Origin of the sequence: Comamonas fluminis (assembly GCF_019186805.1) — a bacterium.
Lineage (GTDB): Bacteria > Pseudomonadota > Gammaproteobacteria > Burkholderiales > Burkholderiaceae_C > Comamonas > Comamonas fluminis.
The window spans coordinates 4,820,199-4,841,970 of the sequence record NZ_CP066783.1 but is presented as its reverse complement, the minus strand read 5'-3'; the positions used below and the strand labels follow the sequence as shown (position 1 = coordinate 4,841,970).

Here is a 21,772-nt window from a genome sequence, read left to right as displayed (position 1 = left end):
CCCCGTGCAGCAAGCAACTGCACGGGGCTTTGGGGCGTAGGCGGTGGCGATCAGCTCACATGCTTGCCCACAATGCCAGCCAGCTCAAACATATTGACCTGGTCCTTGCCGAACACAGGCTTGAGCTTGGCATCCGCATTGATGACGCGCTTGTCCTTGGCATCCTGCAGGCCGTTGGCCTTGATGTAGTCCCACAGCTTCTTGATGACTTCGGGGCGCGAGGTGGGCTCATTGCCAATCACTGCGGCCAGATCAGCGCTGGGGGCCAGCGTGGCGTTCACGGTGCGTGGTTTTTTGACGGCTGGCGCCTTGGTCGTCTTTGCAGCAGTCTTTTTGGCTGCAGCCGTTGTCTTCTTTGCGGCAGCTGCTGTAGTTTTGGTAGCGGCTGCACTGCTGGTCTTGCGGGCAGGGTACTTGCCTTCGCGCTGCTCGAACTCGAAGTTCACCTTGCCAGCAGCACCATCCCAGACCAGGAAGGCCTTGAAGTTGCGGCGTGTGCGGTTGGAGACAAACTTCTCCAGCAGATCGGTTTTGCCGGTCTGCAGCAGCTTGCCCATCTGCTCGCGCTCAATGGGCTGCTGCAGGATGATCTGGCCGCTCTTGAAGTCGCAGCTGGGTGTGGGTTGCTGCAGCGTGGGAACCGCCTTGGAGCAGACGTAGTTGGCACCATGCTCAAAGACGGGTGCACCACACTTGGGGCAGGGGCCTAAAGACTGCTGGCTGGCAAAGTCCACGATCTCGCCGGTGTCCTCGGAATCCTTGTCGTCGCCGAAGTCGAATTCCAGCTTGTAGTTCTTGGCCTCTTCATCGTGCACGATGGCCACTTCGGCCACAAAGGGCCAGCCCGCCTTGGAGCGGAAACCTTCCAGCGGGCCAATACGGCGCTCGCGCAGCAGTTGTTCGGCTTCAGCCGTCTCAAACGTGCGGCCTGCAGGCGACTTGGTGAACGAGAAGCCGCAGCCTGCGCTGTGGCCATCTGCGCCGGTACAGGCGTAGCGGCGGTAGTTTTCCTTGACCACGCCGCCGCAGTTCGGGCAGGGTGTGGCCAGCGTTGCATAGTCACCAGGAATGGTGTCGCGGTCGTATTCCTTGGCCTTCTTGACCAGCTTCTCGGTCATGGCCTGAATCTGCTGCATAAAGGCTTCGCGTGAGAGCTGGCCTTTTTCCATCTGCGAGAGCTTGAACTCCCACTCGCCAGTCAGGTCGGCGCGGCACAGCTCTTCCACCTGCAGGCCGCGCAGCAGCGTCATCAGCTGGAAGGCCTTGGCCGTGGGAATCATCTCGCGGCCTTCGCGCAGCATGTACTTTTCCGTAATCAGGCCTTCGATGATGGCTGCGCGCGTGGCAGGTGTGCCCAGGCCTTTTTCCTGCATGGCTTCGCGCAACTCGTCGTCGTCGATCTGCTTGCCCGCGCTTTCCATGGCGCCAAGCAGCGTGGCTTCGGAGTAGCGTGCGGGCGGCTTGGTCTTGAGGCTCTTCACATCGGCGTGGTCGGTGCGCGGCTGCTCGCTGGGCTGCACTGCTACCAGCGGCTGACCCTTGTCGCCTTCCTTGGCGTCTTCCACCTCGTTGGCGGCTTCCTTGCCGTAAATGGCCAGCCAGCCCGGCTTGACCAGTACCTTGCCCTCGGTCTTGAAGCTGTGCTGCTCCACCTTGCTGATGCGGGTGGTGACCTGGTATTCCGCACTGGGGAAGAACACCGCCATGAAGCGGCGCACGACCAGGTCGTACAGCTTTTGCTCAGCCTCGCTCAGGCCCGAAGGCGCTTGCGTGGTGGGGATGATGGCAAAGTGATCCGAGATCTTGCTGTTGTCGAAGATGCGCTTGGTTGGGCGAATGTAGTTGTCGTTGATAGCCTGCTGGGCAAACGGTGCCAGATGGCGCATGCCGCTGGTGGCCAGCATGTCAAAGGTCTGGCGCGCCACGGGCAGGTAGTCCTCTGGCAGCGCGCGGGCGTCGGTACGGGGGTAGGTCAGGGCCTTGTGGCGCTCATACAGGCTTTGCGCCAGCGCCAGCGTGGTCTTGGCCGAGAAGCCGAACTTGCCGTTGGCCTCGCGCTGCAAGCTGGTCAGGTCGAACAGCAGGGGCGAGGCTTGCGTCGTGGGCTTGCTCTCTTCCGTCACCGTGGCAGGCTTGCCGCGCACGGCGGCGGCAATGGCATCGGCTTCCTGCTTGTTCCACAGGCGGTCGGCCTTGGCTTCCACATCGTCGGACTTCTTCCACTGTGGGTTGAACCACTTGCCCAGGTACTGGCCGGCCTGCGCATCGAAGGTGCCATGCACCTCCCAGTAGTCGCGGCTGACGAACTTGCGGATTTTTTCTTCACGCTCCACCACCAGCGACAGCGTAGGCGTCTGCACGCGGCCCACTGTGGTGAGGAAGAAGCCGCCGTCGCGGGAGTTGAAGGCTGTCATGGCGCGCGTGCCGTTGATGCCCACCAGCCAGTCGGCTTCAGAGCGGCTGCGCGCTGCGCTGGCCAGGCCCTGCATCTGCTGGTCGCTGCGCAGGTTCTTGAAGCCGTCACGAATGGCCTGCGGCGTCATGGACTGCAGCCACAGGCGCTTCACAGGCTTGCCCAGGCCGCCCTTGGCGCCGCCTGCGTACTGCTCGATCAGGCGGAAGATCAGTTCACCCTCGCGGCCCGCGTCACAGGCATTGATGAGTTCGGTCACATCTTTGCGCTTGGCCTGCTTGACCACGGCGTTCAGGCGCGTCTTGGTCTTGTCCACAGGCTTCAGGTCAAAGCGGGGTGGAATCACCGGCAGGTTGGCAAAGCTCCACTTGCCGCGCTTGACGTCGAATTCCTCGGGCGCCTGAATCTCCACCAGGTGGCCGACCGCACTGGTCACCACATAGCTGTCGGATTCGAAATAGTCATCGTGTTTGTCGAACTTGCCTGCCACCGGGGTCAGTGCACGGACGATGTCCTGTGCGACAGAAGGCTTCTCTGCAATCACCAGGGTTTTAGTCATTGTGTGTTCTCGTCGTCATTAACCACCTGAGCTTCTATCCATGGGCTCAGGCTCATACAATTCGCTTCTCACGCGCGCGCACGCGCACATGTGTGCATATTCAAAGTATCAGAGAAAACATGCCCCGCACATCCTTGGCACCATCAACAGGCCGCCGTATTCAGACTCGGCGCTCCGGCGTGCACGGCAAAGGTGTTTTCGCCGCGCAGGATATTGCGGAAGGCGAAACCATTATTGAGTATGTGGGTGAGGTCATTGACTGGCAGGAGGCGCAGGACCGTCACCCGCATGACCCCAGCCAGCCCAATCACACTTTTTACTTCCAGGTGGATGATGAGCGTGTGATTGACGCAACGCACAAGGGCAACTCCTCGCGCTGGATCAATCACAGCTGCGCGCCCAACTGCTACACCGACGAGATTGATGGGCGCATCTTCATCATTGCGCTGCGCAATATTGCGGCGGGTGAAGAACTCAATTACGACTACGGCCTGATGGTGGAAGAGCGTTATACGAAAAAGCTCAAGGCGGAATACGCCTGCTACTGCGGTGCGGCGGAATGCCGGGGGACGATGCTGGCGCCGAAAAGGGGCTGGAAACCTCCGTTTCCAGCCACCCCCTGAGGCGCTTTGCGCCTAGGCGGCCCCGCCTTCCCCCTCTCCTTCGGGAGGGGGACGACAGCCTCGCTACGGGGCGGCCCTTGCTCGCTGTCTCTGGTTTTAGGGCGCGCCAGTTTTTTAGATTTGCGCTGCGCGCAAAGATTTGGATAGATAGAAATGACCCAGCCAATTCACTGGAACGCCGAAGCCTTGTGGGAAGCCATTGCGCCGCAGTTGCCGGGCTTTACGGTCGAGGTGCTGCCCACCATCGACTCCAGCAACACCGAACTCATGCGCCGTGCGCGTGAGGGGCTGACGGAGCCGGTACTCCTGATTGCAGAGCAGCAGACGCAAGGCCGTGGCCGACTCGGGCGTAACTGGGTCAGTGGAGTGGGCGATTCGCTGATGTTCTCGCTGGGCCTGCCGCTGGCGCCCAAGGACTGGTCGGGCCTGTCGCTGGCCGTGGGCGTGAGTGTGGCCGAGAGCCTGCAGCCTCGTCTGCCTGTTGCAAGTGCTTCGGGGGCTGCGCCCAAGATTGGCATCAAGTGGCCCAATGACTTGTGGTTGGAGGGCGACCGCAAGCTGGCCGGCATTCTGATCGAGACCGCCAGCTTTGTGGGCACGCACCAGCACGATTTCAGCGCGCCGCGCTATGTGGTGATTGGTATTGGCATCAATGTGCGCCCACGCCCTGGCGATGGCATGCGCACCGCCCCCGCCTGCCTGCAGGAGCTGGATGCCGCGCTGGATGCGCCCACGGCGCTGGCCTGCATACTGCCCAATCTGGTGGCCGAGGTGCAGAGCTTTGCCCGGCACGGCTTTGCCCCGCTGATGCAGCGCTTTGCCCAGCGCGACCTGCTGGCGGGCCGCGAGGTGAACCTGAGCGACGGCACCAGCGGCATTGCCGAAGGTGTGGCGGCCGATGGCGGCTTTCTGGTGCGCACTGCTGCCGGTGTGCAGGCGGTGACCAGCTCGGAAATCAGCGTGCGCCCTGCCAGCAGTCCAATACAAAATTGAATGGGCCACCTCCTGAGCCGCTTCGCGTCTTCCTCCGTTGCACGGCGCCCTCTCTCTACGCGCTGCGCGCTATGGGAGGAGGACGCCGCCATCGCTGCGGGACGGCCCTTGCTCGGCTGCCCGCGCTTGGAATGCGCCGGTTTCACAGGCTATGTAGAGTCTGTAACCTAACGGGTAACACTGATATGAGAACGCCATGCTGAGAATCGTCTTTCTGCTGCTGCTTTTGGGCAACGCGGGCTATTACATGTGGAGCCATGGCTATCTGGCCAGCATGGGGCTGCAGCCGACGGTGCAATCCGAGCCGCAGCGCCTGCAGGAGCAGATCAAGCCCGAAGCGCTGGTGTTGCAGACGCCTGGCCCGGCCGCCGCCCCCGATGGGGTGGAGCCGCCAGCTGTCGAGCCGGAGACGGACGATCGCAAGCCTGAGCCCAAGGCTGAGGAAAAGCCAGAAGCCAAACCTGAACCCAAGCCGGAAGTGGCAGAGAAGCCCGAGAAAGCCGAGAAGTCTGAAACCGTGGCGGCCAAGGAAGTGAAGGAGCCTGAGACTTGCTATCAGGCCTCTGGCATTGAAGAAAAGCAGGCGGACACCATTCGCCGCGCCCTGGCCGGAGCCAAGCTGAAAAGCGAATGGGATCTGGTGGCCAGCCACCAGAATGGCCGCTGGATGGTCTATATGGGCAAGTTTCCCGATGCCGAGTTTCTGGACCGCAAGCGCGGTGAGCTGCGCCTGATGAACATCGACTTTGACCGGGCCGGTGGTAATCTGGAGCCTGGACTGTCTCTGGGGCGTTTCTCGTCTGAAGAAGCAGCTCAGCGCCAGCTGGCGACCTTCACTCGCCAGGGGGTGCGCACGGCCCGTGTGGTGCAGGAGCGCCCCGAAGTCACCACCTATGCGCTGCGCCTGCCCAAGGCCACACCCTCCTTCCGCAGCGAAGTGGCCACGCTGGCGGGCAAGAACCTGCTGCCACGGGCTTTGCAGGCCTGCCCGAAGGGATGATTTTTTAAATCAATAGCTGCTAACGCACAAAGGGCCTGCATTTGCAGGCCCTTTGTCATTGAAAGCAAGGTGAGCCAAGCGCACCCAGCTTCGATTTTTAATCCATCTGGATATTGGCGGCAGCAGCCACCTTCTTCATCTGCGCTATTTCGCTGGCAATCTGCTTGGTGAAGTCGGCGCTCGACGTGCCCGATGGGTACAGGCCCTGGGCGGCAATGCGTTGCTTGACGGCGGGGTCCTTGAGGGCGGCCACAATGGCTTTCTGTACGCGCTCGACCTGTGCGGCGGGCGTGTTCTTGGGGGCCACCAGGCCGAACCAGGAAGGGTTGTTCAGATCGGGGTGACCTGCCTGGGCATAGGTTGGGACATCGGGCAGCACATCGAGGCGTTCATGCCAGGACACGGCCAGTGCACGCACCTTGCCGCTCTTGATGTGGGGCAGGGAGGAGTTCACCTGGTCGAAGTACACGGGAACCTGACCGCCCAGCACATCGTTGATGGCAGGGGCCGAGCCGCGGTAGGGAATGTGGTGCATTTCTGTGCCGGTGCTCTTCATGAACTGGGCACCCCACATATGGCCAATGGTGCCGTTGCCGGGGGTGGCAAAGGACACCTTGCCGGGGTTGGCCTTGAGGTAGGCCACAAACTCGGCAAAGGTCTTGGCGGGAATCAGCTTGGGGTTGATCACGATCACGCCCGGGGCCTTGACGATCTCGGTCACGCCCACGAAGTCGTTGATCGCGTCATAAGGCAGCTTCTTGAACACGGCAGGGTTCACGCCGTGGGTGGAGAGCGTGGCAATGCCGAAAGTCACACCGTCAGTGGCGCGGGCCACTTCTGCCATGCCGATGGAGCCGCCAGCGCCAGCCTTGTTCTCAATCACCACAGCCTGACCGCCCAGCAGCTTGGGCAGCACGTCCTGCATATTGCGGGGAACCATGTCGGTAGGGCCGCCGGCAGGGAAAGGCACGACGATGCGCAGCGGGCGCGATGTGTCCTGAGCCATGGACAGGCCAGAAAGAGAAGAGGCCACAGCAGCAGCGGCTGCCGAGTGGATGAATTGACGACGTTGCATGAAAGCTCCCGGATCCAGAAAATGCAGTGGAATTGCTGAGCTTTGCGGAGACTCTTGTAGGGCAATTCCTGCAAACAATTCTAGAGGAAGCAAGTGTTCGCTCAGTACGCAGTTTCCGCTATGCAATACCCGCAGAAACAGGCGCAAGGCCGCGCCGCTGTTGAGATTTTTTTGCTTTGTATGGCACCAGTTTGGTGCATAAAACAAGGTGCAATCCGGCGCTGCGCTGCTTGCCTGAAATGAGGCGATTACTGCTGCCCGGGCATGGCTTTGAAGCGCACGGTAAACAGTGCACCGGGCGCTGGCTGGCCGGGTTTGGCATCCTGCAGCAGCACCTGCGCACCATGCTGGCGCGCGATCTCCATGACGATGGGCAGGCCCAGGCCGGAGCCATCGGCTTCAGAGCCAAGGGCGCGGTAGAACGGCTGGAAGATCAGCTCGCGCTCGGCCGGCGGCACGCCGGGGCCGCTGTCTTCCACCTGCAGCAGCAGCACCTGACCAAAGTGATCGGCCTGCACCCGCACCGTCACCATGCCGGGTTTTTCGATGCTTGATGGCGTGTAGTTGATGGCGTTGTCCACCAGGTTGCGCACCAGCTCGGCCAGCAGCGTGGCATTGCCGTTGAGCCAGACGCCGGGCGTGCTGGCGCTGGCGCCCTCGTAGCCCAGGTCTATGTGCTTGTCCATGGCGCGGGGCAGGCAGTCCTGAAACACATCGGTGACGATGTGCACCAGATTGCAACCCTGCATGGCGGGCACGGCGCTCTCGGCCCGCGCCAGCGCCAGCAACTGGTTGACGGTGTGGGTGGCGCGCATGGAAGAGCGCCCGATCTGCGCCAGCGATCGCTTCAGGTCTTCGGTGTTCGTGCCCTCACGCTGGGCCAGATCGGCCTGCATGCGCAACCCTGCCAGCGGGGTTTTGAGCTGGTGGGCGGCATCGGCCAGAAAGCGCTTTTGCGTAGCGATGGAGTCGTCCAGTCGCTCCAGCAAATCATTGACGGAATCGACCAGTGGCACCACTTCCAGCGGCACATCTCTGTGGTTGATGGGCGAGAGGTCTTCGGGCTTGCGCGCGCGAATGCGCTCCTCCAGCCGGTGCAGCGGCTTGATGCCGCGCGCCAGCGCCAGCCACACCAGAAGGGCTGCCAGCGGCAGGATGACGAACTGCGGCAGCATCACCCCCTTGATGATTTCCGTGGCCAGCACGCTGCGCTTTTCACGCGTTTCCGCCACTTGCACCAATGCATTGGGCTCACCCGGCAGCGGCATGCGCACCCAGATATAGGCCACGCGCAGGTCTATGCCCTTGTATTCCTCATCGCGCAGCAGCACCGTGCCGGTGGGGGGCTGGTCTTCTGTTGCATCCGGGTGGGGCAGGTCGCGCTCGCCCGCCAGGTATTCGCCCTTGGTGCCGCTGACCTGGAAGAAAACGGTGTCCGATTCATCGGCGCGCAAGATCTCGCTGGCCGACTGTGGCAGATTGAACTGCACCTTGCCGCGCTGCACGATGACCAACTGCGCCAGCGCCTGCGCGTTGTATTCCAGCGCCCGGTCAAACGGCTTGTTGGCCAGACCCTGCGCCACCAGCCAGGTCAGCGCCAGACTGACGGGCCACAGCAGCAGCAGCGGCGTGAGCATCCAGTCAAGGATCTCGCCGAAGAGGGATCGCTGCTCACGCTGAAAGATCTTCAAGGCTGCGGTCCGATGAATTTTTTAAGTGTTTTTAGCTTCAAGTCATTCACCAATAATCACTATCAGCTATGAATTGAGGAGCATGTCAGCTGGGGATTTTCTCCAGGCAGTAGCCCAGGCCGCGCACCGTGGCAATGCGGATGGGGCCCTTTTCAATCTTCTTGCGCAGGCGGTGGATATAGACCTCGATGGCGTTGTTGCTCACCTCTTCGCCCCACTCGCACAGGCGCTCCACCAGCTGGTCCTTGCTGACCAGACGGCCTGCGCGCTGCAGCAGCACTTCCAGCAGACCCAGCTCGCGGGCGGACAGTTCCACCATCTTGCCGTCGATGGTGGCGACCCGGCCTGACTGGTCATAGACCAGCGGACCGTGCTTGATGGTGGAGCTGGCGCCACCCATGCCGCGCCGCGTGAGGGCACGCACGCGGGCCTCCAGCTCGGACAGGGCAAACGGCTTGGCCATGTAGTCGTCCGCGCCCAGATCCAGGCCCTGCACACGTTCTTCGATGGAGTCTGCGGCCGTGAGAATCAGCACCGGCAGCGCATCGCCACGCCCGCGCAGGCGCTTGAGCACTTCCAGACCGTGCATCTTGGGCAGGCCCAGGTCAAGAATCAGCAAATCAAATTCACTGCTGGTCAGCAGTGCGGTATCGGCCTCGCTGCCATTGGCCACATGGCTGACTACGGCGCCAGAGCTGCGCAGCGTGCGCTGCAGGCCGTCTGCCAGCACCTGGTCGTCTTCGGCGATGAGAATGCGCATGGGTGTCTCCTGCTAGTTTTTGGTGCCAGTGGCACTTTTGTCGCCATTGTAGGGATGGCTGGTGTCACCCATGAACCAAAACCGTGCAGTCTCAGTAGCCGTCAGCATAGGCCTCCAGCCCCAGCGCCACCACGGTGGCCACATCCTCGCCCACGGCATCGCGAAACTCGGCCTCAGCCTGCGTGACGGCATCGTGAAAAGCCTGCACCCAGGCCAGGCCGCTTTCCGTAAAGCGCACCCGTTTGGCGCGGGCATCGCGGGAATCCGTTTCGCGGGTGACCAGACCCCATGCCTCGCACTGCGTGACTAGATCGGCCATGGCCTGCTTGGTCATGCCTGCTTTCTCTGCCAGGTCGGTCAACCTGTCGCCAGCCAGAGAAAGGTGCCGCGTGATGTGAATATGCGCGGCCCCCACCTTGTCACGTGCCGCGAGATTGGACAGCGCCAGCGGCACCTCCACATCACGGGACATGAGCTGCAGCACCCGGGCATCAAAGCGGCGCATGGCGTGGCCCAGCAAGCGGCCCAGATGGGTCTGGCGCCAGGCGTCTTCAGCGGGCGTAACGGGGGCGATTTCGGTCATGCATCAATAGTAAGGCAAACTGACTATTAAATTCAACACAACGGCAATACAAGCTCATAAACTACTGTTCAAGCATCCAGCCTGAATGCAAAGACAGGACTGGCCACAGACAGTCACTCACCTCTCTCGGAGCCTGATATGAACGCCACCGCCAAGAACACCCCCGCCGACAACAGCGAAAAAGCCAAAGCGCTGGCAGCAGCCCTGGCCCAGATCGAAAAGCAGTTCGGCAAGGGCACCATCATGAAGCTGGGTGAGGGTGAAGCGATTGAAGACATTCAAGTCGTCTCCACCGGCTCGCTGGGTCTGGACATCGCTCTGGGCGTAGGTGGTCTGCCCCGTGGCCGCGTGATCGAAATCTACGGCCCAGAATCCTCGGGCAAGACCACGCTGACGTTGCAGGTTATTGCCGAGATGCAAAAGCAGGGCGGCACCTGCGCCTTTATCGATGCGGAACACGCGCTGGACACCGGCTACGCCCAGAAGCTGGGTGTGAGCCTCAGCGATGTGCTGATCAGCCAGCCTGACACCGGTGAGCAGGCTCTGGAAATTTGCGACAGCCTGGTGCGCTCTGGCGCGGTGGACCTGATCGTTATTGACTCCGTGGCAGCCCTGACTCCCAAGGCTGAAATTGAAGGCGAAATGGGCGATGCACTGCCCGGTCTGCAAGCCCGTCTGATGTCGCAAGCCCTGCGCAAGCTGACTGCCACGATCAAGAAGACCAACTGCATGGTCATCTTCATCAACCAGATCCGCATGAAGATTGGTGTGATGTTCGGCTCGCCCGAAACCACCACTGGCGGTAACGCGCTGAAGTTCTACGCCTCTGTGCGTCTGGACATTCGCCGCACCGGCACGATCAAGAAGGGTGACGAAGCCATCGGCAACGAAACCAAGGTCAAGGTCGTCAAGAACAAGGTTTCGCCCCCCTTCAAAACCGCAGAATTCGACATTCTGTTCGGCGAAGGTATCAGCCGCGAAGGCGAAATTCTGGACATGGGCGTGAACGCCAAGATTCTGGAAAAGTCCGGCGCCTGGTATGCCTACAACGGCGAAAAAATCGGCCAGGGCCGCGACAACTCGCGTGAATTCCTGCGTGAAAACCCCGCGCTGGCTTTTGAGATCGAAAACAAGGTGCGTGACAGCCTGGGCATTGCCCTGCTGCCCGGCGCTGCTGGTGAAGAAGATGCTGGCAAGGGCAAAAAAGGCAAGAAGGCCGACAAGAACGGTGCCGTTGACGAAGACGGCGTGATTCAGGCCTAAGAGCTTTCCATGCGCCCGTGAAAATGATGGTGCACGGCATCACGGCGTAAAAAATCGCGCTACCCCCTGCGAGGGGCGGCCAGCAAGGGCCGCCCCGCAGCAAAGGCCGTCGTCCCCTGGGGGAAGACGCGCAGCGGCTCAGGGGGAGTCAGTTTTGCCATCTTTGCGCAGGTATCCCCTGCGCTTTTTTGTTTTTTGGAGATGTGTTTCATGAGCTTTGCCAAGCTCTCGCTCAAAGGTCGGGCCTTGAAGCTGCTGGCGCAGCGCGAGCATTCGCGGCTGGAGTTGCAGCGCAAGCTGGCGGCGCATGTGGAAGAGGGGGACGATTTGCCCGCGATTCTGGATGAGCTGGAAAAGCGCGGCTTTATCAGCGAGCAGCGGGTGGTGGCCTCTGTCATTCACAGCAAGGCCAGCCGCTTTGGTACGGCGCGGCTGGTGCAGGAATTGCGCAGCAAGGGGCTGGACGATGAAGCCGTGCGAGAGGCGGGCGAGCAACTGCGTGATACCGAGCTGCAGCGCGCCACCGATTTGTGGCGCAAGCGCTTTGGTGCGCCGCCCGCAGACCTGAAGGAAAAGGCCAGACAACTGCGCTTTATGGCGTCACGGGGCTTCTCTTCAGCGGTGGCTTCGAGGGTTTTGCGGGAGGCGCCATACTCGGATTTCGACCAAGGTGATGACTGAAATTCCCGTTTCCTGAAAGCCAAGAAAAGGACAGACCATGCCCGCTACCGCCCCAGAGTCCGATTCGCCGTCCGCGCTGCGCATGGGCCTGAGTGCAGGCAAATCGTTGCTGGGCGGGTTGATGCTGGGCATTGCGCTGGCTCTGCTACTGGGCTGCACCACCGCTGCATTCTATTTTTTGCGGCTCAACGGGCCGGGCATGCCAGCGGCAGCACATGCAGGAGGGGCGGGCGCCATCATTGCGCTGCTGTTTTCGCCGTCGCTGGTGGTGGCGCTGCTGCTGGTCTTCATCATTCCTGCCTATGTGTTTGTGGGGTTGCAGATAGGGCGCGCCCGTGCCACGGGCAAGCTGGTGGCGCGCTATGGCCAGGGCTTGTCGCAGCGATTGGCCCAGATGCTGGCCGAGCGGGTGGAAACCATGCCGCGCACACACAAGGCGCTGCACCGAACGGCTGATCTGCTGTCGCCTCAGCTGGCAATTGAGCATCTCAAGCCCTGGGTGGGCGATGGGCGGGCGGTGCAGTGGATTGTGCGCACGGTGCTCAATCGCTTGCCACTGGCCGAACTGGTGGAGGAGTGGGGCCAGACCCGCGCCGAATGGGGCACAGAGGCCGCCAAGGGCGACCCTGCGCTGCGTGCTTTTTTCGGCGAAAAAATTCAGGGTCTGCTGCAGGACATGGCCGAGCCGCCCTGGATGATGCTGTGGCTGCTGATGGCCGCGCATGTCGTGATACTGGGCATTGGCATCTGGTTGACGGCCTGAGTTGTTCTTAATTTGAGAGCAGCAAGCCAAGCCAGGCAGCCGACGCCATGGCAATCAGCCCCATGGCAAGCTGAAAACCATAGCGTGTGCCACCGCTGGCAAAAGCCAGCACGGTCTTGGCCAGGCTGCTGGCGCTGAGCACCCCCAGAATGCCCCAGCGGGCCACATCCAGCGTTACTGTGCCCGAGACCTGCAACTGCGCCACCCCGGCCGCGGCGGCATGCACTTCGGCCAGCGCCACCAGCATGGTGGTGATCAGCACACCTGCACTGCCAAAGCGCTGGCCCAGCCATGCGGCCAGCAGCGAAACCCCGGCAATCATCGCCGCAATCAGCAGCGCCTGGCTGAGCTTGAAGGCGCGGCCAGAACTTGGGGCAGTGACAGCAGCGCTCTGGTGCGCGCGCCACTGCCAAAAGCCTGCCACCAGCAGCAAAGCCAGCACGGCCAGGCCCAGGCTGGGCAGGGCTGCTGTGAGCAGTGCAGGCGATATGGCGCCTACCACCGCCAGAAACAGCAGCAGCGAAGCCAGGTTGGCCAGCAGCGCGGCCGATGCGCAGGCCGTGGTCTGCTCGCTGTTTTCTCTGGCGCGCTGGCCCATGCCGGTGACGGCGGCTGATGAGGAGACAAAGCCTGAGAAAAATCCCGCAATCGGCAGACCCCAGCGGGCGCCGAACAGCCGCTGCGCGATGTGGCCAAACATGCCCACGGCCATGACCAGCACCACAATGCGCCAGATGGTGGTGGGGCTGACGGCGCCCCAGGGGTCCAGCGGCGAGGTGGGCAGCAGCGGCATGACGACCAGCGCCGCCGCGCCCAGCATGAGGCCATCCTGCAATTCGCGTTCACTGATCAGCTCGCGGCTGAGCTTTTGCATGGGGGCTTTGGCCAGCAAGAGCAGTGCAACCATCACGCCCAGCGCAGCGGCCAGAGAGCTATTGCGCACTGATAGCCCGCCCAGCACCACGCTCAGCAGCAAGGCAATTTCACCTGTCAGCCCGGCGTCTTCGTGGGCGGTCTGCCAGTAAGAGGCGCAGGTCAGTGCACCCACCAGCAGCACGCAGACAAGAAAGGCGAGAGGGTCAATCATCCAGCCCACGCAGCCCAGCAGGCTGACCAGCGCATGGGTGCGCGTGCCTGCTGCCAGAGCGCTGGCGCTGTTGTGCATGCGCTCGCGCACCACACCGATCATCAGGCCTATGCCCAGTGCGCTAAGCAGAATGTGCAGCGTGCTGTTGAGCTCCATGTTCAGACCTTTTTCGACGGTGCAGGCACAGGTGCGCGTGTGGCCCACCAGCAAATCAGCGAGCCTGCTGTGACCAGTGCCACACCCTGCCAGAAGCTCCAGCCTGGCAGCACCTGCAGCAGCAAACTGGCCGCAAGCGCAGACAGCACGGGCGTGAAATACGAGGCTGCAGCCAGCACGGCCAGCTTGCCGTGTTGAATGCCATGCTCCCAGCAGCTATAGCCCAGCGCTGTCAGTGCGCCAGCCATGAACAGCTGCAGCGCCGTGGGCCAGGACCATTGCATGGGCGCTACAGCATCCTGACGCAGCCATTGCACCCACAGCGCCAGCGCTGTCCAGGTCACGAACAGGCCCACGGCGTTGAAGCCCGCGCCATAGCGGCGCGCCAGCAGAGAGTAGGTAGGCCACAGCAGCGCGGCGGCAAAGGCCATGCCATAGGCCACAGGGTTGCCTTGCACATGCTGCCAGAGCGTGGTCAGGCTGAAGCTGTCCCCGCCCAGCACGCGCACCAGCCCCCACAGGCAGATCAGCAGACCGGGCCACAGCCACCAGCGTGCGCTTTGCTGGCGCCACAGCACGGCAAAGGCAATGGTCAGGCTGGGCCAGAGGTAGTTGATGACGCCGATTTCCATGGCCTGGCTGCGGTCGTGCGCCAAGCCCACGGCCACGGACAGAAAAATTTCATAGACCACGAACAGCAGGCCGCAGAGCCAGAGGTAGGCCGGGTGCATGGCCCGCCAGCGTGCCAGCTCGCGCCAGCCTTGCCGCCCGCGTGCGATGGCAATGCACAGCGCCGCCATGGTGTAGAGGCAGGCTGCGCCACCTACGGCGCCCAGTGGCTCGGCAACAGAGCGCATCAGGCCTATGGTGCAGCTCCAGCAGACGATGGCAATCAGGCCGATGAGCGTGGCCTTCTGCGCGGCGGAAGAGGGCGCTGCACTCATGCCTGTGCACCACTGCATTCACTCCTGAAACAGGAGCTGCAAGCGCATGTAGTGCCTGATAAATACATGGAAATCGCCATGTGAGCCTTGTCTGTGCTGTGGTTGCTGCTGCGAAATAAATGGGCAATAAATTCAGGCCTGAAAAAAGCCGCAGAACTCGCGGCTGGTTTGATGGGGTTGCAGCCGCTTTACTGGCGGCGCTGCCCCTGCCGTTGATGGTCATGCCCAGCCTATTGTCATCGGTGTCGTGGAATTCTTGACGGGTATCGGCGACATTGCAGCCCAAAGCACGAGTCCTGTGATCTCAGCGCGCATGGCATTCGCAGGCTTGCGGCATGAAAAAAGGCCTCTGTCGAGGCCTTTTGGGGTCAAGCGCGGGGCGCGGTCTTAGCCGCGAGCCTGATTGCGGCGGCGCACAAACTGGTAGGCCACGGCCAGCAGCACAAACCACAGCGGGGTGACGATCAGTGCCTGGCGCGTGTCGTCCTTGAGTGTGAGCAGCACCAGAATGCCCGCGAAGAAAGCCAGGCAGGCCACGCACATGGGCACGCCACCGGGCATCTTGAATTTGGAGGCCTGGTGCAGCGCCGAGCGGCGGCGGCGATAGGCGATGTAGGACAGCAGAATCAGCGACCAGACGAACATGAACAGAATCGCGGAAACCGTGGTCACCAGCGTGAAGGCTTCCATCAGGTCGGGAATCACCCACATCAAAAAGGCCCCCACCAGCAGGCAGATGCAGGAGAACAGCAAACCACGCGAAGGGACGCTGCGGCTGGACAGCTGGCTGAAGGACTTGGGCGCGTCGCCCTTGATGGACAGGCCAAAGAGCATGCGGCTGGTGGAGAACACGCCGCTGTTGGCCGAGGAGGCTGCCGAAGTCAGCACCACAAAATTGATGATGCCAGCGGCCGCAGGCAGGCCCGCCAGCATGAACAGCTCCACAAACGGGCTCTTGCTGGGCACCACATCGCGCCAGGGCGTCACCGTCATGATGGCGATCAGTGCCAGCACATAGAACACGATGATGCGCACGGGAATGGAGTTGATGGCGCGTGGCAGCGTGCGCTCGGGGTCCTTGGCTTCGGCGGCCGTGGTGCCAATCAGCTCGATACCGACAAAGGCAAACACTGCAATCTGAAAGCCTGCGAAAAAGCCCAGCATGCCGTTGGGGAACATGCCGCCGTCATTCCACAGATTGGCCAGCGAGGCAGAGCGGCCCGCAGGGGAGACAAAGCCGGTGGCCATCATGTACAGGCCCGTGCCAATCAGCGCCACAATGGCCACGATCTTGATCATGGCGAACCAGAACTCGGTCTCGCCAAACAGCTTCACCGTCAGCAGGTTCAGGCCCAGCAGCACCAGCACAGAGGCCACTGCGGGCAGCCACTGCGGGATGTCCGGGAACCAGAACTGCGCATAGCCTGTGATGGCAATCACATCGGCGATGCCGGTAACGATCCAGCAGAACCAGTAAGTCCAGCCCGTGAAAAAGCCTGCCCAGGGGCCCAGCAGATCGGAAGAAAAGTCGATGAAGGAGCGGTACTGCAAATTGGACAGCAGCAACTCGCCCATGGCGCGCATCACGAAGAACAGCATGATGCCGATGGCCATGTACACAAAGACGATGGACGGCCCCGCCAGGCTGATGGTCTTGCCCGAGCCCATGAACAGGCCTGTGCCGATGGCGCCGCCAATGGCAATCAGCTGAATATGGCGGTTGGTGAGATTGCGTTGCAGGTCGTCATGGCCATCCTGGCCCGGCGTGCCTGATGCCTTGTGAGTCATCTGGAGAAACCTATGCAAAAGCTGCCGTCGCCATGGCACACAACGCCGCCGCAGCCATGTTGTGCCCCGATGACAGGCGGAAAACCTGAGATTCGAAAAGTCGGCAAGGATAAAGCAAGCCGCTATTTACCACTCGGTGCGATGAAATCGACCCGAGTGGCAGCGCGAAGCTGGGAGAGCCATTTGGAGGCTCTGGACCTGAGCGTGGCCCGGATGCAGTCGCGTGGCCCGCTGCCTGCATTGCGGTCAGCTTCCGGGCTGAATCCGCAGGCGATCGATGGCCCGGTGCTGGGCTGGCCCATACGGCCCAGGCTTGCAGCTGCCCCAGTGGCAGTGGCAGCCGCAAATGATTGAAGCTTTATAGACTGCCAGCGCTTATGAATAAAGCGCTAGCTGCTATTGAAATGGAAGTCTTCAAGGGCAGGGCTTACAGGCCCAGCATGATCTGCAGGTTCTGCACCGCCGCGCCGCTGGCGCCCTTGCCCAGATTGTCCAGACGGGCAATCAGCACGGCCTGGCGGTATTGCTCATTGGCAAACACGCGCAGCTCCAGCTTGTTGGTATTGGCCAGCGTGTCGGCGGCCAGCTTGTTGTCTTCCGTAGCGGGCAGCACGCTGACCCATTGGGCTGGTGTGTTGGTCTTGGCGTAGTGGCTGGCCAGTGCATCGTGCAGGTCAGCCGCCTTGGGCGCGCCGGGCAGCAGGTCCAGATGCAGGGGCAGTTGCACCAGCATGCCTTGGGCAAAGTTGCTCACTGCGGGAATGAACACGGGGCGGCGTGTCATGCCGGTGTAGTGCAGGATTTCGGGAATGTGCTTGTGGCCCAGACCCAGTGCATAAGCTTCATAAGGCGCGGCCGTGCCAGCCTCGTAAGCTTCAATCATGGGGCGGCCACCGCCGGTGTAGCCAGAAACGGAAGGCAGGCTCACGGGGTAGTCGGCAGGAATCAGGCCCGCCGCCACCAGTGGTGCCAGCAGGGCAATGGCGCCCGTGGCGTAGCAGCCGGGGTTGGAGACGCGGGTGGCGTTCTTCACGGCTTCCAGCTGGCCAGCGCGCAGCTCGGGGAAGCCATAGACCCAGTCGGGGGCGGTGCGGTGGGCCGTCGATGCATCAATGATCTTGATGGCGCGGCCTGTTTCGGCGGTGATGGAGTCCACCATGGCAGCGGTTTCGCGGGCGGCATCATCGTGCAGGCACAGAATGACCAGATCCACGCCAGCAATCAGAGCGCGTTTGGCGGCAGGGTCCTTGCGCAGTGCGGGGTCAATGCTGACCAGCTCCACACCTGCAAAATCGACCAGACGATCACGAATCTGCAGACCGGTGGTTCCTGCTTCTCCGTCGATAAAGACTTTTGCCATTGCATTTCTCTCCTGCGCGGCGCGCGCATGTTTGTGTGGATGCCGCTGCCTGCGGCACTATTGCCGCGTTTTCGGACGCTGATTGTCCTTGAATCTGATGGCAGATGTGTGCAGCCTGTTTTTTAGGCAAAACTCCTACAAACGGCCTAATTTTTGTCGCTTAGGCGACGGTCTTTCCCGTTCGGCAGAGCTTGCATCAAGCTTGCGTCAGGTTTTGTATAAGACATAAGAAAGTTGCAGGAAGAAAAATTATCGTGTAGGCATAATTTTTCCAGCAATATCAACACATTGCAGCTTTTGCGCAAATGCGAAAAAAGATGCATGAAATTGTGGATTCTGCGCATATTGGGGTGTCGTTTTGCGCGATGCAACATGGTACATTCCTGCACGCCATGTCATACGAACCCGAATTGCCTGACCGCTAGAGTCTGTGGCAAGCGGGTATTTCCCCTCAGTTCAGAGAGACAAAGTCATGAAGATTCATGAGTACCAAGGCAAGGAAATCTTGCGCCAGTTTGGTGTGCCAGTCCCCCGTGGCATTCCTGCATTCACAGTTCAAGAGGCTGTTGAAGCAGCCCAGAAGCTGGGTGGACCCGTATGGGTGGTGAAGGCCCAGATTCACGCTGGTGGCCGCGGCAAGGGCGGTGGCGTGAAGGTGGCCAAGTCCATCGAGGACGTGCAAAAGCTGGCCGAACAGATTCTGGGCATGCAGCTGGTGACGCACCAGACTGGCCCCGAAGGCCAGAAGGTCCGTCGTCTGTACATCGAAGACGGCGCTGACATCAAGAATGAACTGTATGTGTCGCTGGTGACTGACCGCGCCACGCAGAAGGTTGCCCTGATCGCTTCCAGCGAAGGCGGCATGGACATCGAGGAAGTGGCTCATTCCACTCCCGAAAAGATCATCACCGAGATGATCGACCCCCAGACCGGCATCACCGAAGCGCAATCGCGCAAGGTGGCTGCTGCCATCGGTCTGGAAGGCAAGTCCATTGACCAGGCTGTAGACATCTTCGCCAAGATCTACAAGTGCTACATGGACACCGATGCGTCGCTGGTGGAAATCAACCCCCTGAACTGCGACTCCAAGGGCGATCTGATGGCCCTGGACGCCAAGTTCAACTTCGACCCCAACGCGCTGTTCCGTCACCCAGAAATCGTGGCTTACCGCGATCTGGACGAAGAAGATGCTGCTGAAATCGAAGCATCCAAGTTCGACCTGGCCTACATCTCCCTGGATGGCAACATCGGCTGCCTGGTGAACGGCGCTGGTCTGGCCATGGCCACCATGGACACCATCAAGCTGTTCGGCGGCGAGCCAGCCAACTTCCTGGACGTGGGCGGCGGCGCTACGGCCGAGAAGGTGACTGAAGCCTTCAAGATCATGCTCAAGAACCCTGAAGTCAAGGGCATCCTGGTCAACATCTTCGGCGGCATCATGAAGTGCGACACCATCGCCAACGGCGTGGTCACAGCCTGCAAGGCCGTGAACCTGTCCGTGCCTCTGGTCGTGCGCATGAAGGGCACCAACGAAGAACTGGGCAAGCAAATCCTCAAGGATTCCGGTCTGCCCATCATCGCTGCCGACACCATGGCTGAAGCCGCAACCAAGATCGTTGCTGCCGTTAAGTAATACGCCCCGGAGATACACACATGTCGATCTTTATTAACAAAGACACCAAGGTCATCACCCAGGGCATTACTGGCAAGACTGGCCAATTCCACACTGAAAAGTGCCAGGAATACGCAAACGGCAAGAACTGCTTCGTGGCAGGCGTGAACCCCAAGAAGGCTGGCGAAAAGATTTTCGACATCCCAATCTTTGGCTCCGTCAAGGACGCCGCCAAGGAAACTGGCGCTACCGTGTCCGTGATCTACGTGCCTCCAGCAGGCGCTGCAGCTGCCATCTGGGAAGCTGTGGAAGCTGACCTGGACTTGGCCATCTGCATTACCGAAGGCATTCCAGTGCGCGACATGCTGGAAGTGCGCAACAAGATGAAGGCCAAGGAAGCTGCTGGCGGCAAGAAGACTCTGCTGCTGGGCCCCAACTGCCCCGGTCTGATTACGCCTGACGAAATCAAGATCGGCATCATGCCCGGTCACATCCACAAGAAGGGCCGCGTGGGCGTGGTGTCCCGTTCCGGTACGCTGACTTACGAAGCCGTGGCTCAGCTGACTGAACTGGGCATTGGCCAGTCCTCCGCTGTCGGTATTGGTGGTGACCCCATCAACGGCCTGAAGCACATCGACGTGATGCGCGCTTTCAACGAAGATCCCGACACCGACGCCGTGATCATGATCGGTGAAATCGGCGGTCCCGATGAAGCTGAAGCTGCTCAGTGGTGCAAGGCCAACATGAAAAAGCCTATCGTTGGCTTCATCGCTGGCGTGACTGCTCCTCCCGGCAAGCGCATGGGTCACGCAGGTGCCCTGATCTCCGGCGGTGCAGACACTGCTGACGCCAAGCTGGCCATCATGGAAGAGTGCGGTTTCACCATCACTCGCAACCCATCCGAAATGGGTCGCCTGCTGCAAGGCCTGCTGAAGAAGTAAGCCCTGTGCAGAAGTTCGTAGTGCTGCGGTAAAAATTTACGCAGTATTACGAACTGGCAGCGGGCCTCAGGCCCTCTAAACTGCCTCCACTCTTAAAAGAAAGCGCCGCGCAATGCGGCGCTTTCATATTCAAAACAGTGGAGTCAACAATGGATATGCTCAATAACGCCGATTTCTGGATCGGCCTGGTGAAGATCGTCTGGATCAACATCATCCTCTCCGGCGACAACGCCGTTGTCATCGCGCTCGCAGCCCGTTCTCTCCCTCCTGAACAGCAAAAGAAAGCCATCATGTTTGGCTCTGGCGCAGCCGTGGTGCTGCGTATCGTGCTGACCGTGGTTGCAGCCAAGCTGCTGGAGCTGTCTTTCCTGCAAGTCATCGGTGGCTGCCTGCTGCTGTGGATTGGCTACCAGTTGCTGACCGGTGGCGATGAAGAAGAAGGCGAATCCAAGGGCACGGGCTCCATGGTGGCCGCCATCCGCACCATCCTGATCGCCGACCTGGTGATGAGCCTGGACAACGTGATTGCCGTGGCCGCGACCGCCCAAGGCAATATGGTTCTGCTGATTCTGGGCCTGGCCATCTCCATTCCTCTGGTGATTTTTGGCTCCACGCTGATGATCAAGCTGATGGAGCGCTTCCCCGTCATCATCACGCTGGGCGCAGCCCTGATTGGCTGGGTGGGTGGCGAAACCATCGTCAACGACAACCTGCTGCATGGCTACACCATGGCGCACCCCTGGCTGCACTACGTGGCAGCTGCTGCTGGCGCGGTGCTGGTGGTGGGTCTGGGCAAGTTCATGCAGGCACGGGGTGCCAAGCAGGAAGCTGCTGCTTAAGCCTTTCAGCTCTGGATGAAGAAAGCGCACTGTGGGAACGCAGTGCGCTTTTGTTTTTGTAGCTGTTGTCGCTTGCTGTGGTTGAGTTTGCTTCTTGAAATCGGCTAAATGCTTGATTTGTTTGCAGAGGCCGGGTCTCGCCCCGGCAGGCGACCTACTTTCTTGTGCAAGAAAGTAGGCAAAGAGCCAGCCCCGATGCCCACGTCTCTCCGCTTCGCTGCGGGCAACCTGTGCCGTCAAGCTCTTGGGGCTGTGCGGCAAAACTCACTGCGCGCCTTTGGCGCTTCGTTCAAACAGTTGCCGCAAATTTGATGACGAAGCAGTTGCACTCTACGGTGCAACTGCCAGCCCCAAGAGCTTGCCGTCACAGGCGTGGTCACAAGGGGCAATACCGGGTGCGGAATAGCTTCTTTATCTATTTCAATAGCTGCTACCGCTTGCTGTGATTGGGCTAGAGGCCTATTTCGTCATAGCTCTCGCAGGCCGTCCGCACCTTCTCCCACCCGTGTGGATGCGCCTGCGGCACGCGGTTCAGGCTGCGGGCAATGCTGCCGAAGGACAGCATTGCTTCGTGCTCTGACTTGCGGCAACTGTTTGAGCGGCGCGCGCAGCGCAAAGCGAGTTTTGCCGCACCGCAGACT

Annotated in this window: 18 protein-coding genes; 9 read left to right on the top strand and 9 right to left on the bottom strand. The window is 61.0% G+C overall.

Going from position 1 to position 21,772, the window contains the following annotated elements:
- Positions 1-50 precede the first annotated feature (50 nt).
- Entirely contained in the window at positions 51-2,972 is a 2,922-nt protein-coding gene (locus JDW18_RS22420; protein WP_218241781.1) for a DNA topoisomerase III, read from the bottom strand.
- A gap of 119 nt (positions 2,973-3,091) precedes the next feature.
- Between JDW18_RS22420 and JDW18_RS22415 the strand changes: the two genes are divergently transcribed.
- From JDW18_RS22415 to JDW18_RS22405, 3 genes are all read left to right on the top strand, one after another.
- Positions 3,092-3,595 (top strand): SET domain-containing protein, encoded by a 504-nt coding sequence (locus tag JDW18_RS22415; RefSeq protein WP_218241780.1) that lies wholly within the window; start codon positions 3,092-3,094, stop codon positions 3,593-3,595.
- Between the two features lie 153 nt (positions 3,596-3,748).
- Positions 3,749-4,588, top strand: a complete 840-nt coding sequence (locus JDW18_RS22410) for a biotin--[acetyl-CoA-carboxylase] ligase (protein WP_218241779.1) — start codon at positions 3,749-3,751, stop codon at positions 4,586-4,588.
- A gap of 196 nt (positions 4,589-4,784) precedes the next feature.
- Positions 4,785-5,588 (top strand): SPOR domain-containing protein, encoded by an 804-nt coding sequence (locus JDW18_RS22405; protein ID WP_218241778.1) that lies wholly within the window; start codon positions 4,785-4,787, stop codon positions 5,586-5,588.
- 97 nt (positions 5,589-5,685) lie between these two features.
- On the opposite strand, the gene JDW18_RS22400 is transcribed toward JDW18_RS22405, so the two are convergent.
- The 4 genes from JDW18_RS22400 to JDW18_RS22385 all read right to left on the bottom strand — a co-directional run bounded on the left by JDW18_RS22400 (position 5,686) and on the right by JDW18_RS22385 (position 9,697).
- The gene (locus JDW18_RS22400; protein ID WP_218241777.1) at positions 5,686-6,663 is read right to left on the bottom strand and encodes a Bug family tripartite tricarboxylate transporter substrate binding protein; all 978 of its coding nucleotides are present in this window, start codon (positions 6,661-6,663) and stop codon (positions 5,686-5,688) included.
- 248 nt (positions 6,664-6,911) lie between these two features.
- Positions 6,912-8,354 (bottom strand): sensor histidine kinase, encoded by a 1,443-nt coding sequence (locus JDW18_RS22395; protein WP_218241776.1) that lies wholly within the window; start codon positions 8,352-8,354, stop codon positions 6,912-6,914.
- Positions 8,355-8,439: 85 nt separating this feature from the next.
- Positions 8,440-9,114 carry a response regulator gene (locus JDW18_RS22390; RefSeq protein ID WP_218241775.1) on the bottom strand — a complete coding sequence of 225 codons (675 nt, stop codon included), beginning with the start codon at positions 9,112-9,114 and terminating at the stop codon, positions 8,440-8,442.
- A gap of 91 nt (positions 9,115-9,205) precedes the next feature.
- Positions 9,206-9,697, bottom strand: a complete 492-nt coding sequence (locus JDW18_RS22385; protein WP_218241774.1) for a MarR family winged helix-turn-helix transcriptional regulator — start codon at positions 9,695-9,697, stop codon at positions 9,206-9,208.
- A 138-nt stretch (positions 9,698-9,835) separates the two neighbouring features.
- Between JDW18_RS22385 and recA the strand changes: the two genes are divergently transcribed.
- The 3 genes from recA to JDW18_RS22370 all read left to right on the top strand — a co-directional run bounded on the left by recA (position 9,836) and on the right by JDW18_RS22370 (position 12,404).
- Complete coding sequence (gene recA / locus JDW18_RS22380) at positions 9,836-10,960, top strand: recombinase RecA (protein ID WP_218241773.1); 1,125 nt, start codon at positions 9,836-9,838, stop codon at positions 10,958-10,960.
- 210 nt (positions 10,961-11,170) lie between these two features.
- A complete protein-coding gene (gene recX, locus JDW18_RS22375) occupies positions 11,171-11,641 on the top strand; it encodes a recombination regulator RecX (protein WP_218241772.1) in 471 nt (156 codons plus the stop codon).
- A 37-nt stretch (positions 11,642-11,678) separates the two neighbouring features.
- On the top strand, positions 11,679-12,404 hold the full coding sequence (locus tag JDW18_RS22370; protein WP_218241771.1) for a hypothetical protein: 726 nt from the start codon (positions 11,679-11,681) through the stop codon (positions 12,402-12,404).
- A gap of 7 nt (positions 12,405-12,411) precedes the next feature.
- On the opposite strand, the gene JDW18_RS22365 is transcribed toward JDW18_RS22370, so the two are convergent.
- The 4 genes from JDW18_RS22365 to argC all read right to left on the bottom strand — a co-directional run bounded on the left by JDW18_RS22365 (position 12,412) and on the right by argC (position 17,739).
- Positions 12,412-13,647 carry an MgtC/SapB family protein gene (locus tag JDW18_RS22365; RefSeq protein ID WP_218241770.1) on the bottom strand — a complete coding sequence of 412 codons (1,236 nt, stop codon included), beginning with the start codon at positions 13,645-13,647 and terminating at the stop codon, positions 12,412-12,414.
- A gap of 2 nt (positions 13,648-13,649) precedes the next feature.
- A complete protein-coding gene (yddG, locus tag JDW18_RS22360; protein ID WP_218241769.1) occupies positions 13,650-14,591 on the bottom strand; it encodes an aromatic amino acid DMT transporter YddG in 942 nt (313 codons plus the stop codon).
- Positions 14,592-14,978: 387 nt separating this feature from the next.
- Positions 14,979-16,379 carry a D-serine/D-alanine/glycine transporter gene (gene cycA / locus JDW18_RS22355; RefSeq protein WP_218241768.1) on the bottom strand — a complete coding sequence of 467 codons (1,401 nt, stop codon included), beginning with the start codon at positions 16,377-16,379 and terminating at the stop codon, positions 14,979-14,981.
- Positions 16,380-16,806: 427 nt separating this feature from the next.
- Complete coding sequence (gene argC / locus JDW18_RS22350; protein WP_218241767.1) at positions 16,807-17,739, bottom strand: N-acetyl-gamma-glutamyl-phosphate reductase; 933 nt, start codon at positions 17,737-17,739, stop codon at positions 16,807-16,809.
- A gap of 472 nt (positions 17,740-18,211) precedes the next feature.
- Between argC and sucC the strand changes: the two genes are divergently transcribed.
- The 3 genes from sucC (at position 18,212) to JDW18_RS22335 (ending at position 21,131) form a co-directional block, all read left to right on the top strand.
- A complete protein-coding gene (gene sucC, locus JDW18_RS22345) occupies positions 18,212-19,372 on the top strand; it encodes an ADP-forming succinate--CoA ligase subunit beta (protein WP_218241766.1) in 1,161 nt (386 codons plus the stop codon).
- A 20-nt stretch (positions 19,373-19,392) separates the two neighbouring features.
- A complete protein-coding gene (gene sucD / locus JDW18_RS22340) occupies positions 19,393-20,292 on the top strand; it encodes a succinate--CoA ligase subunit alpha (protein ID WP_218241765.1) in 900 nt (299 codons plus the stop codon).
- Between the two features lie 149 nt (positions 20,293-20,441).
- The gene (locus JDW18_RS22335) at positions 20,442-21,131 is read left to right on the top strand and encodes a TerC family protein (protein ID WP_218241764.1); all 690 of its coding nucleotides are present in this window, start codon (positions 20,442-20,444) and stop codon (positions 21,129-21,131) included.
- The last annotated feature ends 641 nt before the right edge of the window (positions 21,132-21,772 follow it).